Below are 15,906 nucleotides of genomic sequence, written 5' to 3'. Positions count from 1 at the left end.
TTCCTTTCATGGTTTGCTCTTTTATTGATCAAGTGTTGCTTCTCTCTTTGCATCATACCGCAAAAAGATTTTGCTGAAAAGTCTCTTTTATCATTTTGCCTTTAATTTTGTGTGATCATGGAATGTTGTTTTTGTTTCGCTGACTTTTTTGCCCGTAACGCACTTAAAATGGAAACTGTATCAACCACTTCTTGAAGCATTGCGCCAAACAACGCTGGAATGACTCCTGTACTGGCAACGATCATCAAAAAGACACAAACAAAAATACCGATCAAAACAGATTGTTTCGCTACTTTCATCGTTTCCCGAGAAATCATCACTGCTTCTGCCACTCGTTCTAAATCATCCTTTAAAATGACGACATCTGCACTTTCACTTGCAGCAGTTGAGCCATGGGCGCCCATCGCGATGCCTACATCTGCGACAGTCAAGGCAGGAGCATCATTGACACCATCTCCTACCATCGTGACAGGCCGCTTTTCTTTGGGGATACTAGTTAAAATCGTTAATTTATCTTGTGGTAAACAACGTGCATGAACTTCGGTCAAGCCAACTTCCTCGGCAATTGCTTTTGCAACCGTACGACCATCCCCAGTCACCATCAGTAAGTCGGTGATGCCTTGAGCTTTCAAGTTTGCGATTGTTTTACTTGCTTCTGGACGGATCGTGTCTGAGAAGTAGATCGTTCCGGCATATTTTCCATCAATTGACACATAGATCGCAGTCGTATCTGTTTTAGCTTCCGGAACATCAATAAAGCGTGCATTCCCTACTTTAACCTGCATGCCATCAACCGTAGCTGTAATCCCTTGCCCTGAGATTTCTTTTAAATCAGTGACTGGTAACAATTGGGGAACTGCTTGAACTAAGGAACGGGCCAAGATATGGGCTGAGCCTTGTTCCGCACTCGCCGCCACACGTAATAATTCCACTTCTGAAAACCCATCAACTGGAGCGACACCCGTTACTTCAAGTATCCCTTTGGTGATCGTTCCTGTCTTATCAAACGCAATCGTTTTGGTCTCTGCTAATTTTTCCACAGCGGTACCAGTCTTGACAACAATCCCACTTTTACTTGAGCGACTCATTCCCGCTACTAGAGCGACAGGTGCAGCCAAAATCAATGGACATGGCGATGCTACAACTAAGACTTGCGCAAAGCGTACAGGATCACCACTGGCCCACCAAGAGATTCCGCCGATCAAGTAAGCGATCAAAGTAAAGGGAACAGCATAACGATCTGCTAGACGGACAAAACGTGCGGGTTTTTCTTTCGATTCCTCTACTAGTTTGATAATTAATTGATACTGGCTATCTTCTGCCCGTTTTTCAACCACCATTTTGACAGATGAGTCCCCATTGACCGAACCGGACATCAATTCATCACCGACTTTCTTGCTCATCGGTTTTGCTTCTCCAGTCAATGACGCTTCGTCAAAAGTAGATTCCCCCATGATCACTCGTCCGTCAGCTGGAACGATTTCCCCTGGTTTGATCACCAGATGATCGCCGATCTCAAGTGTGTCTACCGCAACATCCAGTTGTTGATCTCCTTGCAATTTATGGGCAGTTCTTGGCGTATTATCTAATAGGGATTGCAATTCCTGACCTGCTTTTTTTTGTGCATAGTCTTCCAAACTTTCGCCACCTGTCAACATGATCAAAATCATCAAACTCGCCCAATATTCATTGACGAGCAATGTCGCAACAATAGCTGTAATTGCTAAAATATCGACCCCATATTTCCCTGAACGTAGCGTTTTGATCATTTCGACAAACATCAAGAAGGCGAGTGTACCACCGGTGATAGCAATGATCATAAACGCAAGGCGAGGACGGTCGAACATAAACTCACTGATGAGGGCCACCGCTCCAATCAGTAGTGTCATCGCAAATTTTTTAAAATGTGTCATTTCGTTCAGCTCCTTTCTCCACATTTAGAATACCTGTTCTCTAAAGCCATTTGAACTAAAAACCCCTAAATGAAAACAACTATCACTCTCATGTAGTTTGACGTTTATTTTTAGTTAACTCACTTGTGTACCTTTTTTAGTCAAACTGTGCTATACTTTTAATTCGTTATTTACGGCGGAAGGAGTAAACGATGCAATGAATGAAAGACAATTAGAACAACAGCATGTGGAAGAAACCACACAAATGATCCAACTTGAACAACGCCTATTGAATCGCAAATTAAGCGACTTGACTGAAAAAATGAATGACTCCACAAAAGAAACAGCTAATCACAAAATACGTAGCGGCTCCAACGAGTCTTTTTATGAGTCAGTGGTCGAATACCGCCAACATGAACAAGAATTGCTTTTAAAATACCACACATTAGAATCTCAGCAAAAACGTCTGCAAACATTAGAAGTAATGAAAGACAGTCCTTACTTTGCTCGTATCGATTTCAAAGAAGAGACGGAAAAAGAAACTCTCTATCTTGGCATCGCCTCATTGAGAGATACAGAAGAAGAAACCATCGTGATCGACTGGCGTGCACCGATCGCTAACCTGTATTACGAAGGAGAAATCGGTCCTGCTTTTTATGAAACAGATGTCGAAAAAATCGACGTCGAACTTCTCTTGAAACGACAGTTCAAAATCGTTGAAGGAAAAATCGTCTCTATGGTCGATACATCTGAAGTCATCAATGATGATTTTCTATTAGAAATCTTGGATGACGCATCAAGTGCTCACATGAAAAACATCGTTTCAACGATCCAAAAAGCACAAAATGCCATTATCCGTGACACCAACAGTAAAGTGATGCTGATCGAAGGAATTGCTGGAAGCGGTAAGACTTCAGCATTACTTCAACGTATCGCATTCATCCTTTATCACAATCGGAAATGGCTGGATGCTGAGAACGTCTTATTGTTCTCACCAAACCATCTGTTTTCTGATTACATCTCCACTGTTTTACCATCTCTTGGTGAAAGTGGTGTTCCGACACAAACCTTCAAAAATTATTTACAGCAATTGGTTCCTGAATTTGAGTTGACTGAAGAAGAACAACAAGAAGTCGGTTTCCTTTCTGGTGCTGATGACCCGATAAAAACGTTGAAATCCGGATTGACTTTCGTGGATCACCTGGAGACTTACATCCAGACGATCACTGATTTTGGGCCATTGTTCCGTGAGATGAAAATCAATGGTCGAACGATCCTATCCAAAGAAGCGATCCGAAGATGGTACCAAGAAACCAATGAACTACTTCCATTGCATCAACGTCTATCTTTATTACAGACAAAGTTATTGAAAAAATTGGGCGGCCTGCAAAAGGATGAAACCCGTCAGAAATGGGTCAAAGAACTGGCAGAAGAACAACTTCAAGAACTATATGCAACCGATCCAAATTTAGAATACACCGAACAAAAAGAAAAATCATTGCGTAAAAAACTCACGAATCAAATCGTGAAAAAAAGATTCCGTAAAGTTCACCGAGGAATTTTACATTATCAATTCGTCAACTTACCGAAACAGTTTCTTCACTTTTTACAAACGATTCCTAAAACGATGTTAACCGCACATGGAATCAGCGAAACTTCTTGGAACGAACATCTTCAAGAAGTCAAAATGAACTTACGGAAAAGAGAATTGCCGCAGGAAGACGCCGTCTTGTACTTCCTATTGATGCGTCGAATCCATCCCGTATCAGTCACACAAAAGGCAAGGTATATTTTCATTGATGAAATGCAAGATTTTGCTCCTTCGCAGGTCGCATTGCTGCAATCAATCTATCCAACTGCAAATCTAACATTTTGTGGGGATCTGAACCAAAATGTTTTTGGGAACGAGACGATCACTGGTTCGCTAGAGTCGCTTTTCCCAGAGAAAGAAGTGACCCAATTCCAATTGACGACGAGCTATCGCTCCACGAAGCAAATCACTGATTTTGCCAATCATTTCTTAGCTCACGACAATCTTGTAGAAACAACGGCTCGTGAAGGTCGCCTACCGTTGATCGTCCAAAGTGATTCATCTGTAAGTAAAATCAATTGGTTGGAACAAACGATCATTGACACGAAAGAGCAAGCAAAATATTGGCGTACTGCGATCATTGGTAAAACGATCGCTGAATGTGAAGCACTCTATGAACAATTGCCTAGTTCGCTAAAAGATCAAGTCCAATTGATTGCGGACGAGTCTGATTTTATGAAACGTTCAATTATTCTTCTTCCTGCTTATCTAGCAAAAGGATTAGAATTTGACCGAGTCTTTTTATGGAATGTCGATGATGCACATTTTAATTCAGGTCATGACAAACAAATCTTATATACGATGTGTACGCGTGCTATGCATGAATTGATCCTCTTCACATCAGCGAAAGACGCTTCTTTTCTACAAACAATGGCTACTGAAAATCATGAGTCTCTCGCTTTAGATTGATTCGTTATTAAAAATAAAAAGCATCAGGGGAATCAGTCCTCTCCCACCACTTTAAACTGAATATAAGGCGAGAACAGAAGTAACCTCTTCAAAAAATAAGGCGCCAGCCACAAAAATTGAAAAAACAATTTTCGTGGCTGGCGCCTTATTTCTCGAGGCTAAACACTTCTGTCTCTGCCTCTTTTTATTCATCTATCGGTCACAACATCAAATCTGTGTTTGGGTATTTCAAACGAACAAGTGAGACGATCATTCGCAATTCTTCGATATTTTCGGGATATTCTGGGTCAAATACTTTACTATGGCGACCAATCCCTCCATTATCGATCAGACGATAAATACGATTCCAATCCATAAATTGTTCGACTGTTTGGAAATTACTGATCGGGTAACCCCCACTATCCAATATTTCTGATACACGAAAAGCCAAATAAGCTGTATCAATGACTTTTTCTTTTTTCGTATCTACTTTTTGACTTGTCTCAATCAATATCTTTTCTGGTTGATGCTTCAGACTCCAGTCCAATAATAAAAAGAAAGCTTCCATCCGATAATCTTCTTCAAACAACTGAAATGCTGAGTCAGAACGTCGAAAAAGCAATGGAATCAAATATTTTTTTTTATAGATCAGCATGGGCGCGCGATCAACCATACATTCTAGGTAACGATTCAAATAGCCTGTGCCTATATAGTTTCCTAAACGATAGCCTTCTACCCCATAAGGTGCATATTTTTGTGCAAGCTTTGAGCAATCGGTGATATTGACTGCCAACTCTTCTACTTTTTGGTAACCGCTTAGAATACGTTCGAAAGGCTCTAGATTAATTTTTGCTTCCATTATTCTTTCCCCGCCTACATCAAATTACTATTCGTTTACTCACGATACTTTAATAATAACACAGGTTGAAATAGAAATGATAATAAATCACAAAAAAACTGTAACAAATAACACAGGATTTTTAATTTAGCTACTCTGTACTTGTTCTCTTTCTTTCACATCGTATGACTATACTTCATTTTTAGAATCGCCAAAAAATCCCTTTACCAGAAAAAGTTGGATAAATAAAAGATCAAAAGCAAAACATGACAATGGCTTTCCGAACAGGATAACAGCTGTTTGTTTTTTAGGAAAATAAAAAAGTATCTGGCCATTCATCCTCTCGTAACACTTAAAACGGAACAAACGGCGGGAACAGAAGTATCTCTTCAGAAATAAGGCGTCAGCCACAAAAATTTGAAAAACAATTTTCGTGGCTGGCGCCTTATTTCTCGAGGCTAAACACTTCTGCCATGGCCTCTTCTATCCGCTTTATTCAATTAATCTTCTAAGGCAACATTATGGAAGACATGTTGGACATCTTCTAGATCTTCTAATACATCGATCATTTTTTCGAATTGTTCCAAGTCTTCGCCAGTCAACGTCACTTCATTTTGAGGGATCATTTGGATCTCCGCAATTGAAAAGTCAGTGATGCCTTTTTCTTTTAGTGCTTCTTGAATACTGTGGAAATCTGGCACTTCTCCGTAAACGATGATTTGGCCATCTTCTTCCATGACATCACGTACATCGATGTCCTTTTCCATCAAGTATTCTAAGATCTCATCTGCATCTTCACCGGCAAAACCAAAAATCGCGGTATTGTCGAACATATAAGATACTGCCCCAGAAACGCCCATATTTCCGCCGTTTTTACCGAATGCTGCACGCACATCAGCGGCTGTTCGGTTGACGTTGTTGGTCAATGTGTCTACGATCACCATTGAGCCATTTGGTCCAAATCCTTCATAGCGCAATTCAGAGTATGTTTCATCCCCTGAACCTTTTGCTTTTTCGATTGCTCGGTCGATGATATGTTTTGGTACATTGTAAGTTTTAGCGCGTTCAATGACGAAACGTAGTTTTTGGTTAGCGTGTGGGTCAGGGTCACCTGATTTTGCTGCTGCATAGATTTCAATTCCGAACTTCGCATAAACTCGGCTGTTATTTGCATCTTTAGCTGTTTTTTTAGCTACGATATTGGCCCATTTACGTCCCATAGTTTCACTTCGCTTTCTGATTTGATATAAGATAGATTCTTTTTGATTCGTGCGGGAACACACAAAACGTCCTGTTTCATTATACTTGTGAATCAGGTTTATGTGAAGCTTTTTTTCTCTTCGATCGTTTCGATAAAGACTGGTTTTCGCCCAAATACTTGTTCCGCTACCTCGCCACCTAAGCGATAGATTTGATCACTGCGAACGAGTAGTTTTGCCACTTGCGCTTCTTTTTTGCCGATTTTCGCAAAAAGGGCTAAGGTTTTTTTATTTTTGAGACATGCTCTACCTGCTGTTGTAAAGCCCAACACATGGATGTATTCTTGCATCTGTTGCTCTCTCATCTCTTCTTTTTGGATATTCAATAACACGTAGCATGACAAGCGCTGGATCCTCGTCCACGTATAGCGTTTTGTTTTGACTTGTTCGACAAACTCGTAAAATGTATTAGCTGTCTTTGCCGCTTCTAACATCCTGATCTCTAAACCTTCCGTCATCTGGTAGATTTTTTGCAACGAGTCAACGGTGGAAGAAAGAAGACGGTATTTTAGCAAGGGCCAATAGGATGTCCAAGTTTGCAAACTTGCTATTTTTAAAAACGTCTCTGTCTCTGATGGAACTGTTGCAGAAATCGATCGACTTTCAGTTAGTGCTTTACGAATCGCTGTGGCACTGGCTATTGTTTCTTCTGATAAGTCTTCATCATGATAGCCAGCCCCTTTACGGTTGATCGGAACTAATTCCATTGGATGTTCATACGTAGCATTTTCTTTTGCATAGCTCAACCCTAGAATATGATTGGGTGAAGAAAAGTCAAGTGAGATTTCTGGGTAGACATGTTTGAATACCTGTGTCATCTTTTGCGGATAACTCATTGTCTGATCAGGTAATTCTTGAAAAGCTTTGGTGATTTGATCCTGATGGTGCAAAACAAATTGACCGAATGCTTGATAATCGAAGGTCGCTTCATCTTCTGTTCCAAAACATAAATAGTCACAGTTTAATTTTTGCAACAGTTGAACTGCTCCTTTGGCAAAATAATCAGCAGATTGTACTGCCCACTCGATTGGTAATTCAACTACGAGATCCACTCCGTTTTGCAAGGCTACTTCTGCACGTTGCCACTTATCTAAAATCGCCGGTTCACCTCGCTGCAAAAAATTGCCACTCATCACCGCAATCACTACATCGGCACCGGTTCGTTCCCGTGCTTGTTGGACATGGTAAAGATGACCATTGTGAAAGGGATTATATTCAACAATGATGCCACATACTTTCATTCGCTTTTCTCCTTTCGCCTAGTAAAAAAGAAGAGACTAAGCTTTTTGATCCAGCCGTCTCTCCTTTTTATTGTTTGCTACAGTTCGTCGATTTCGCCTTCTTCTTTCTGGGCGACAAAAAACCAACGTCTGGATTCTTCGTTAGGTGTTTCGTCTGTAAAATCAGCGAATACTTCTACTTTAGCAAATCCGCTATTCTCTAACATCCGCAAGTAGTTTTCTAGTGGATACGTACGTTCTTGATGTAATTCATCCTCACGTGTGAACGTACCGTCTTTTTCTTGTGATTCGACAAAGAATGTCAAATAATGTTCAATGCTATGTTTTTCTTTCCCCGTATAACTGTCCCAAAGAAAGGCAAAATCGTCTCCTTGGTAATGATAACTATACTCCGGAAATACTTGATCGATTTGATAAACGGAATGGACATCAAACAAGAAACGGCCGTTCTCTTCCAATGCCTGATAGACTTCATCGAATACTTGTTGTACTTCTTGATCGTTTTGCATATAGCACAAAGAATCTGAGAAACAAGTGATGGCTTGGTATTGCCCACTCTCTGATAGATCTAACATATTCCCTTCAACAAATTGTACCGTTGCTTCTTCTTCATAGGCACGTTGACTGGCGATCATCAGCATTTCTTCTGATAGATCCAAACCAGTTACATTGTAGCCGTCTTTGGCAAAAGCCACAGCTAATGCTCCTGTACCACAAGCTAGTTCAAGGATGTTTTTAGTTGTTTCAGGCAAATGGCGTTTAGAAAATGCGAGCCATTGTTCATAAAGCCCGTCATCCATGACTTCATCGTAAATAAAGGCAAATGTTTCGTAGGCCATGCTAATCCAACCATTCAGTCAAATCGACAAGTGGCGCATCCGACCATAACTTCTCTAAATTATAAAAACCACGTTCTGGGGCATGGAATACATGGATGATCAAATCACCTAGATCGATCAGAATCCATTTGCCGCCTTCTTTTCCTTCTACGCGTTTTACTTCGTATTTGCTTTCTTCTTCTTTTTCAATGATTTCTTCCACGATGGCATTGATCTGACGTTCACTGTTTGCTGAACAGATCATAAAGTAGTCAGCTAATAGCGACACTTTACGGACGTCTAAAGCTAAAATATCTTCTGCACGTTTTGAATCTGCTGCTTGGACAGCGATTTTTAATTGTTCTTTACTATCGATGATGATTTCCTCCTAATGGGTCAGCTATTTTGCCACCCAATGATTATATGTTTCAATTGTTTTTGGATAAATTTTGCTTTCTTGCGCAATCAAATGTGCTAATGTATGTTTGGTTTCGAATGCAACTGCTTCATCTAAATCGATCATGGCAATCTCACGGGCTTCTTTGACACCTGGAAAAGAACGTCCTGGTTCGATATAGTCAGCCACATAGATGACTTTATCGAGTAAGGACATCTCAGCAGCTCCTGTCGTATGGAGACGGATTGCTTGTAAGATCTCCTCATCAGTGATGCCTAATTCTCGTTCAACAAATGATGCACCGACTAATCCGTGCCAAATTGCATTTCCATAAGCTAATAACTCTGGGTCAAGTTGCTCACGTTCGATGAATAAGATAAACTCATCGTCTGGTCGTTCTTTCGCATAATCATGTGTCAATGCGGCGATACTCGCTTTTTCTGGCGAGCAACCATACCTTTCAGCAAGTGCAACAGCTGTTTGTTCTACACCCAAGACATGTTTGAAGCGTTGTTCACTCATTCTCATTTGGACTTTTTGCATCAAAATTTCTCGAGTATAGGCCGTATAATCTGTACTATAATTCATGTTGATACAATCCTTCTTTCTGAATATAATCCAAGACTTTATCTGGGATCAAATAACGGACGGAACAACCTTGTTGAATTTTTTGACGAATCTTTGTCGAACTTAGATCAATCTCAGGGACATCGACCCAGATCACAGGATACGGGGTTTCCACTTGATACCCACGTCGATGAATACCGACAAAGTGGACCATTGTCAATAACTCGTCGATTTTGTACCACTTTGGTAAATATTCGACCATATCACCGCCGATGATAAAATAGTAGTCCGTATCAGGATTATTTTGAGTCAAAGCCTTCATCGTGTCATACGTATAGCTTTTGCCGCCTCGTTCGATTTCAATCGTTTCAATCGTTAGAAAAGGATTGTCTTCGATCGCAAGTTCCAGCATGTTTAAGCGATGTTCTGCCGGTATAGTTGGCTTTTCATCCACATGAGGTGGTTGATAGGAAGGCATTAAACAGACATGGTCTAGTCCTAAATTCTGTCCTGCTTGTTCTGCCATCACTAGATGGGCTAGATGCACAGGATTGAAAGTTCCGCCCAAGATCCCCACCTGTTTTCTTTTCTCATAAAGATGGGGCATTTCTTTTGGAAATACTTGAGGTCGAACAAAGGATTTCGCTTGCGATTTCATCTTCGTCACTCCTTAGATTGCATGTACTTCTTTAGATATCCGTTGGTATTTCTCTTTAGATGATGCTTTGTATAAAACAAGCACGCGTCCGATGATCTGAACCACTTCACATGCGATGGCTTGTTCTAATACTTGTGCCACATCTTCCGCGATTTCATCTGTATTTTGCAACAATGATACTTTGATCAATTCTCTTTTTTCAAGTGCTTCTTCGATTTGGACGATCATCGCTTCATTGATCCCACCTTTACCGATTTGGAAAATCGGTTGTAGATGGTGTGCCTGACTACGTAAAAATCGTTTTTGCTTTCCTCTTAAACTCATGTTTTTCCTTCTTTCTTAAATCAGTGCTTTTCTTCTTAACACATGTACCCCTTTTGGCGCCCAGCCTGCGATGACTGCTGGTTCCGTTACCGTGATCCAGCCTAGTCCTGCAAAGACGATATCTGTCTTTTCTTTTACAGAAAACTCAAAGCGAACAAGTTCAGGGAATTCACTGACTTCATTCGGACGTGGTGGTTGCAATAAGCCGCCTACATGTTTTTCATAAAAAGCATCGGCTTTTTCTAATTTTGTCCGATGTAAATTGACATCATTTGATACATAAGCAATAAATGAACCCCTTTTGCCACTGATAAAGTCGAATCGAGCTAATCCTCCAAGGAAAAGCGTTTGACCTTCATTCAGCTGATACACCTTAGGCTTGATTTCCTTCGTCGGTGCGATGATACGTAAGTCTTTTTTGCCTAAATAGTGGGCCATTTGATGGCGATGGATAATTCCTGGTGTATCGATCAAAAATTGCCCATCATCCAATGGGATCTCGATTTTGTCTAACGTTGTTCCTGGGAACTGCGAAGTCGTGATCACTTCTTGGACGCCTGCCGTATTTTTGATGATTTGATTGATCAATGTCGATTTTCCGACATTCGTCACACCAACGATATATACATCTCGACCCTCACGATATTTTTCGATTTTCTCTAGAAGTGTTGTCATTTCAGGTGCTTTTTTTGCGCTTGTCAACAACACCTCAACAGGTCTTAGCCCTGCTTCATGGGCACGCTCATTCATCCATTGGATCATTTTTGATTTTTTCAATGATTTAGGTAAAATATCGACTTTATTTCCTACCAAAAGAACAGGATTATTGCCGACAAAACGATGTAAACCAGGAATCAGTGAGCCGTTGAAATCAAAGATATCAACCACATTGACGATCAATGCGTCTTTTTGTCCTAATTCATTTAGTAATCGCAAGAAATCATCATCTGTCAATGATACATCTTGGATCTCATTATAATGTCTCAAACGGAAACAACGTTGACAATAAACATCCCCTGTTGCTAACCCTTTTTCGAGTGCTGCTTTTGGTGTATAGCCTAATTCATCAGGATGTTCTGTTTGGATCATCACGCCACAACCGATACATTGCAATTCTTCGTTCATTCAATGCCACCTCGCCAATCCATATCTGGATGTTTCTTTACTAAATAACTCATGATCTTACGTTCCCAGAACCGATTGAATTTCGTCTTCCAACTATCAGTTTCAATGATTGGTTTAACTAAGACACTACGGATACCAGCACTATTCGCGCCACGAATATCGGTCATGATCTGATCTCCGATCATGATGATCTCTTCATCTGCCAGATCCAACATTTTTTTTGCTTTATTGATTCCCACTGGCAAAGGCTTCAACGCTCTTGCAACATAAAGTAGCTCAAATTTTTTAACTGCACGAGCTACGCGTTCTGAGTTGTTGTTAGAAACAACGACTACTGGTATGCCCGCATTTCTCATTTCTAAAATCCAAGTGAACAATTCTTCCGTTCCATCTGGATTATTCCAAGCAATCAGTGTATTATCAAGGTCCGTCAAGACGGCTTTGATCCCTAGTTTTTTCAGTTGTGCAGGGGTAATTTTATAGACGGCTTCTACCATCCATGTAGGTTTATAATTTGAAAACATGTTGTCTCCTCATCTGCAAAAAATGAAGGAGCACGATATGTACTCCTCAACCCCATATTATACTGTAAAATCTAAAAAAAAACTACCTCTATACATTAAACCTTTTAATGGAGGGAATAACAGAAGGAACCAACTCCAAAAATAAGCAACCAGCTCATAAAATAGATTCTTCTATTTCTGGAGTTGGTTGCTTATTACTGAAAGAGTTACTTTTGGAACATCATTCATACAATTTTAGAAAAACCTAAAGAACTGAAATCACTATCCATAGGTAATGTTGGAAAAAGAGCGCCATTCCTTATATCTTAATTTTTACTACAGTACTTTGGCCAAAAAATCGATGGTCCGAGGCTGGCTCGTCCGCTCCAGCACTTCACTAGGTGTCCCCTCTTCCACGATCTGTCCTTGATCCATAAAGATGATTCGATCACCCACTTCTTTCGCAAAGCCGATTTCATGAGTGACAATGACCATCGTCATCCCTTCTTGTGCCAATTGCAACATAACCGAGAGTACTTCACCCACCATTTCTGGATCAAGTGCCGAAGTGGGCTCATCGAACAACATGACGTCTGGTTGCATTGCCAACGCTCGGGCAATCGCTATCCGTTGCTGCTGTCCACCTGATAAAGAGTAAGGATAGGCGGTGGCTTTATCTGACAAGCCAACTTTTGCCAATAATTCCAAAGCGATCGCCTCGGCTTCTTTCTTAGGCATTTTTTTCACTTTGATTGGTGATAAGGTGATATTTTCTAATACTGTCATATTGGGAAATAGATTGAACTGTTGAAAAACCATGCCCATTTTTTCTCTTGTTTTAAAAATATCGTGTTGCTTGTGTGTGATATCCGTTCCCTCAAACTCCACCGTACCAGCTGTAGGGGATTCGAGTAGATTCAAACAACGGAGAAACGTACTTTTTCCTGAACCTGAAGGACCGATGATCACCACGACCTCCCCGGCGGAAATGGTCGTAGTAATTCCTTTCAATACTTCTGTTTCTGCAAATGATTTACTTAGCTGTTTGATCGTTACTATTGATTTTTCCATTCGACATTCTCTCCTAACGTTGATACCCTTTTCCGAGTTTTTTCTCCCAACTACTCAACAACCGCGATGTTACAAAGGTCATAACGAAGTATAACCCTGCGGCAATAAAATAAGGTTCCAATGGGATATAGGAGTTTGAGATAACGATTTGAGCCGATCCCATCAATTCATTGATACCGATCACTGTCAATAAAGAAGAATCTTTGATCAACGTGACAAACTCATTTCCTAATGGTGGCAAAATATTTCTCAACGCTTGTGGGAAAATGACATAACGCATCGCCTGTATAGGACGTAAGCCTAGTGAATACGAAGCTTCTGTTTGTCCCATATCAACAGCCGCAATTCCTCCACGGATGATTTCAGCAACATACGCCCCAGAGTTCAGTGATAATACGATGATTCCTGGTATCAAACGCCCTAAGTCGATCGTTAAAATCCCCACGGACCAATCCACCGCTGGAAAGAAACGTTGCAATAAGATGAATCCGATCATGATCTGCAATAACATCGGTGTGCCTCTTAATAATTCGATATAACTATTAGCTAACCAATTCAAAGGCTTGATCTTTGAGCGCTTCAATAATGCCATGGCTAAGCCGATCATTGTACCAAAGATGACAGTCAAGATCGAAATGACGATCGTAACGACCGCGCCGGATAAAAAATAAGGTAAGTACTTATCTAAAAACGAAAAATTCACACTGCGTCCCTCTATTCTGTCGCTGTTTGTTCAGCTAGTTCATGATTTTTTTTGATGAATTCATCGATTTTTTCCTCATCACTTAGTTTTTTGATAATTTTATTCAACTCTTCTTGTAATTCTGTACTCCCTTTTGGTAAGGCAATAGCAAAAGCTTCATCGTCTGATTGTTCTAAAGGAATATCTGCAATCATCAAGTTGGGATTTTGAGCGATATATGCTTCGGCAATCGTTTGTTCAACGACCATGCCATCCAGCGAACCTTGATTGATCTCGATCACCATATTTGGTACTTTATCGATCGTGACTACTTTAGCTTCTTTGATTTGTTCGTTGATCACTGCTTCTTGGATCGAGCCTTTTTGCGCCCCTAAGCTTTTACCTGCCAAGCGATCAATGCTTGTTAACGTGTCTTCATCTTTTTTATTGATCACGAGAACTTGTGGCGGATTGTAGTAATTATCGGTGAAATCAAATTGTTCTTTCCGTTCTGCGGTCGCTGAAATTGCTGAAATCGCTACATCGACTTTTCCTTCTTTTAAAGAGGCTAGCACTGTATTGAAACTCATATCTGAAAGCTCCAGTTTCACACCAAGTTCATCTGCAATGGCATTTGCTAAATCAATGTCTGATCCGACGATTTGATCTTTCCCATCGACGATCGTATGAAATTCAAACGGCGCATAATCAGCAGATGTTGCTACTTTCAATACACCACTTTCCTTGATTTCTGCCAATTGATCGTTTGATTCTGCTGCATCCCCATTACCACACGCTCCTAATGCGAATGTTGTAACTAAAAATAAAATAATTCCTGAAATCTTTTTCATTGTCTCGCCCCTTATTTATTTTGTTCTGTCATTATAGCATGAAAATTTCAAAAATAAACCATTTTTTGTATATTTATTTATTTCATTTCACTTTTATGCTTTAATAATGAATAATAATCACGAATTAAGAATATTTATTTTAATATTTCAAGGGAAGAAATGAAAAAAAGCTGAGAACCAAGTCTCAGCTTTTTTTATTTGATTTTCAGTCTATTTTACTTTGTTTTTCAAGGCCAAACACCTCTGTACCAAGCTCATTAGTTCCGCTGATTTACGCTAAATCACACAATTAATATCGTTTGCCATCTTGATTTTTTTCAATTCTTGTAAACTATTGTTTTCTTTCTTGATTTTCAATTTTGATTATATTTTGCATTAGATAAGCAACTCCGTTAACTGTATCTGCAAATGAAATAGAATTCGCAAAAGAATTAACTGAGCGATATTTGTCCCATAGTTTTTCCAAATAATCGCTCCCTTTTATCTTTTCGATTTCCCTTTCATAATAAAAAGATAACGGTTTGTTGTCTCCACGTTTTGTAAATGTATTTCGGACACTTATATATAGCTCTTTCATATCAATATTTTCTAGTTTTGGGATGGCAAATAGGTCGTAGTAATCTTTCAGTCTCGAATTGTCTGTCCCAAAGCTAAATGTAGCACTCAGCTTTTCTGCAATAATCTGTTCAGTTGGATAAGCTGGAATCTCCACTTTTTTATCTTCAAACATCAATTGATGATGATGTATATCTACTTCAGGATAAATAGAATCTCCTGTTGTTACATCCAATTTAAATGGGACACGTATTTTTTCTAAATGAGCAATCACTTTAATTTGAAACCCAGGATAAAAATCAATTTCCCTTGTCTCTTTAATCTCTTGAACAGAGAAAACAATTCCCTCTTTCGTAGGTTTACTAGTTAATTCATTAAAGATGTTCTTCAATTTTTCTTTAGTTAATTTACTATTTCTAAATGTCGTATCAATATCAATTGTTGTTCTTCTATCAATTCCATATTTTGAACCTAATAGAAAACCACCTTTCAAAATAAAGTCATTTTTATACTTCGATTCAGAGATTTGTTCAACTAAGCGATCCATCATAAAATGCCTTTGAACTAACTGTGCATTTAATCCTATACTTTTTGCAAGATTTCTTGTTTTTGCTGTAAATTGTGTAGGGGTCATATTTTCTCTCCA

16 protein-coding genes are annotated in these 15,906 nt (G+C 39.6%); 1 reads left to right on the top strand and 15 read right to left on the bottom strand.

Translation table 11 applies throughout. The features are described from left to right. Nucleotides 1-101: 101 nt before the first annotated feature. On the bottom strand, nt 102-1,913 hold the full coding sequence (locus I2F89_RS13045) for a heavy metal translocating P-type ATPase (RefSeq protein WP_161642961.1): 1,812 nt from the start codon (nt 1,911-1,913) through the stop codon (nt 102-104). Between the two features lie 196 nt (nt 1,914-2,109). Between I2F89_RS13045 and helD the strand changes: the two genes are divergently transcribed. Beyond that, the gene (gene helD, locus I2F89_RS13040) at nt 2,110-4,392 is read left to right on the top strand and encodes an RNA polymerase recycling motor HelD (RefSeq protein WP_195514480.1); all 2,283 of its coding nucleotides are present in this window, start codon (nt 2,110-2,112) and stop codon (nt 4,390-4,392) included. Nucleotides 4,393-4,591: 199 nt separating this feature from the next. On the opposite strand, the gene I2F89_RS13035 is transcribed toward helD, so the two are convergent. The 14 genes from I2F89_RS13035 to I2F89_RS12970 all read right to left on the bottom strand — a co-directional run bounded on the left by I2F89_RS13035 (nt 4,592) and on the right by I2F89_RS12970 (nt 15,894). Beyond that, nucleotides 4,592-5,230, bottom strand: a complete 639-nt coding sequence (locus tag I2F89_RS13035) for a hypothetical protein (RefSeq protein WP_071866062.1) — start codon at nt 5,228-5,230, stop codon at nt 4,592-4,594. A 479-nt stretch (nt 5,231-5,709) separates the two neighbouring features. Then, the gene (locus tag I2F89_RS13030; RefSeq protein ID WP_029594248.1) at nt 5,710-6,429 is read right to left on the bottom strand and encodes a YebC/PmpR family DNA-binding transcriptional regulator; all 720 of its coding nucleotides are present in this window, start codon (nt 6,427-6,429) and stop codon (nt 5,710-5,712) included. A 98-nt stretch (nt 6,430-6,527) separates the two neighbouring features. Beyond that, entirely contained in the window at nt 6,528-7,709 is a 1,182-nt protein-coding gene (locus tag I2F89_RS13025) for a nucleotidyltransferase (RefSeq protein WP_071866011.1), read from the bottom strand. Nucleotides 7,710-7,786: 77 nt separating this feature from the next. Then, on the bottom strand, nt 7,787-8,548 hold the full coding sequence (locus tag I2F89_RS13020; RefSeq protein WP_066025699.1) for a class I SAM-dependent DNA methyltransferase: 762 nt from the start codon (nt 8,546-8,548) through the stop codon (nt 7,787-7,789). A 1-nt stretch (nt 8,549) separates the two neighbouring features. Beyond that, nucleotides 8,550-8,903: a ribosome silencing factor gene (gene rsfS / locus I2F89_RS13015; protein WP_034688417.1), complete on the bottom strand. Its 354-nt coding sequence runs from the start codon at nt 8,901-8,903 to the stop codon at nt 8,550-8,552. A 24-nt stretch (nt 8,904-8,927) separates the two neighbouring features. Beyond that, nucleotides 8,928-9,512, bottom strand: coding sequence for a bis(5'-nucleosyl)-tetraphosphatase (symmetrical) YqeK (gene yqeK, locus I2F89_RS13010; protein WP_023519420.1), 585 nt, complete (start codon nt 9,510-9,512; stop codon nt 8,928-8,930). Beyond that, nucleotides 9,502-10,149: a nicotinate-nucleotide adenylyltransferase gene (locus tag I2F89_RS13005; RefSeq protein WP_010735862.1), complete on the bottom strand. Its 648-nt coding sequence runs from the start codon at nt 10,147-10,149 to the stop codon at nt 9,502-9,504. The genes yqeK and I2F89_RS13005 overlap by 11 nt, the downstream gene beginning before the upstream one ends. A 12-nt stretch (nt 10,150-10,161) precedes the next feature. Further along, nucleotides 10,162-10,473, bottom strand: a complete 312-nt coding sequence (yhbY, locus tag I2F89_RS13000) for a ribosome assembly RNA-binding protein YhbY (protein WP_019724120.1) — start codon at nt 10,471-10,473, stop codon at nt 10,162-10,164. 15 nt (nt 10,474-10,488) lie between these two features. Next, a complete protein-coding gene (gene yqeH, locus I2F89_RS12995) occupies nt 10,489-11,598 on the bottom strand; it encodes a ribosome biogenesis GTPase YqeH (protein ID WP_019724121.1) in 1,110 nt (369 codons plus the stop codon). Continuing rightward, nucleotides 11,595-12,122: a YqeG family HAD IIIA-type phosphatase gene (locus I2F89_RS12990; protein ID WP_010735865.1), complete on the bottom strand. Its 528-nt coding sequence runs from the start codon at nt 12,120-12,122 to the stop codon at nt 11,595-11,597. The genes yqeH and I2F89_RS12990 overlap by 4 nt, the downstream gene beginning before the upstream one ends. Before the next feature lie 315 nt (nt 12,123-12,437). Continuing rightward, nucleotides 12,438-13,172 (bottom strand): amino acid ABC transporter ATP-binding protein, encoded by a 735-nt coding sequence (locus I2F89_RS12985; protein WP_161642955.1) that lies wholly within the window; start codon nt 13,170-13,172, stop codon nt 12,438-12,440. A gap of 13 nt (nt 13,173-13,185) precedes the next feature. Continuing rightward, entirely contained in the window at nt 13,186-13,875 is a 690-nt protein-coding gene (locus tag I2F89_RS12980; RefSeq protein WP_161642953.1) for an amino acid ABC transporter permease, read from the bottom strand. Nucleotides 13,876-13,886: 11 nt separating this feature from the next. Next, a complete protein-coding gene (locus I2F89_RS12975; protein ID WP_074799755.1) occupies nt 13,887-14,705 on the bottom strand; it encodes a transporter substrate-binding domain-containing protein in 819 nt (272 codons plus the stop codon). Nucleotides 14,706-15,036: 331 nt separating this feature from the next. Then, the gene (locus tag I2F89_RS12970) at nt 15,037-15,894 is read right to left on the bottom strand and encodes a nucleotidyl transferase AbiEii/AbiGii toxin family protein (RefSeq protein WP_195514479.1); all 858 of its coding nucleotides are present in this window, start codon (nt 15,892-15,894) and stop codon (nt 15,037-15,039) included. Nucleotides 15,895-15,906: the final 12 nt, after the last annotated feature.

Origin of the sequence: Enterococcus sp. 1001283B150225_161107_E12, assembly GCF_015556925.1 — a bacterium.
In the GTDB taxonomy this organism is placed as follows: Bacteria; Bacillota; Bacilli; order Lactobacillales; family Enterococcaceae; genus Enterococcus_B; species Enterococcus_B mundtii.
The sequence above is the reverse complement of the archived record's forward strand: the minus strand, read 5'-3'. Positions and strand labels throughout refer to the sequence as shown.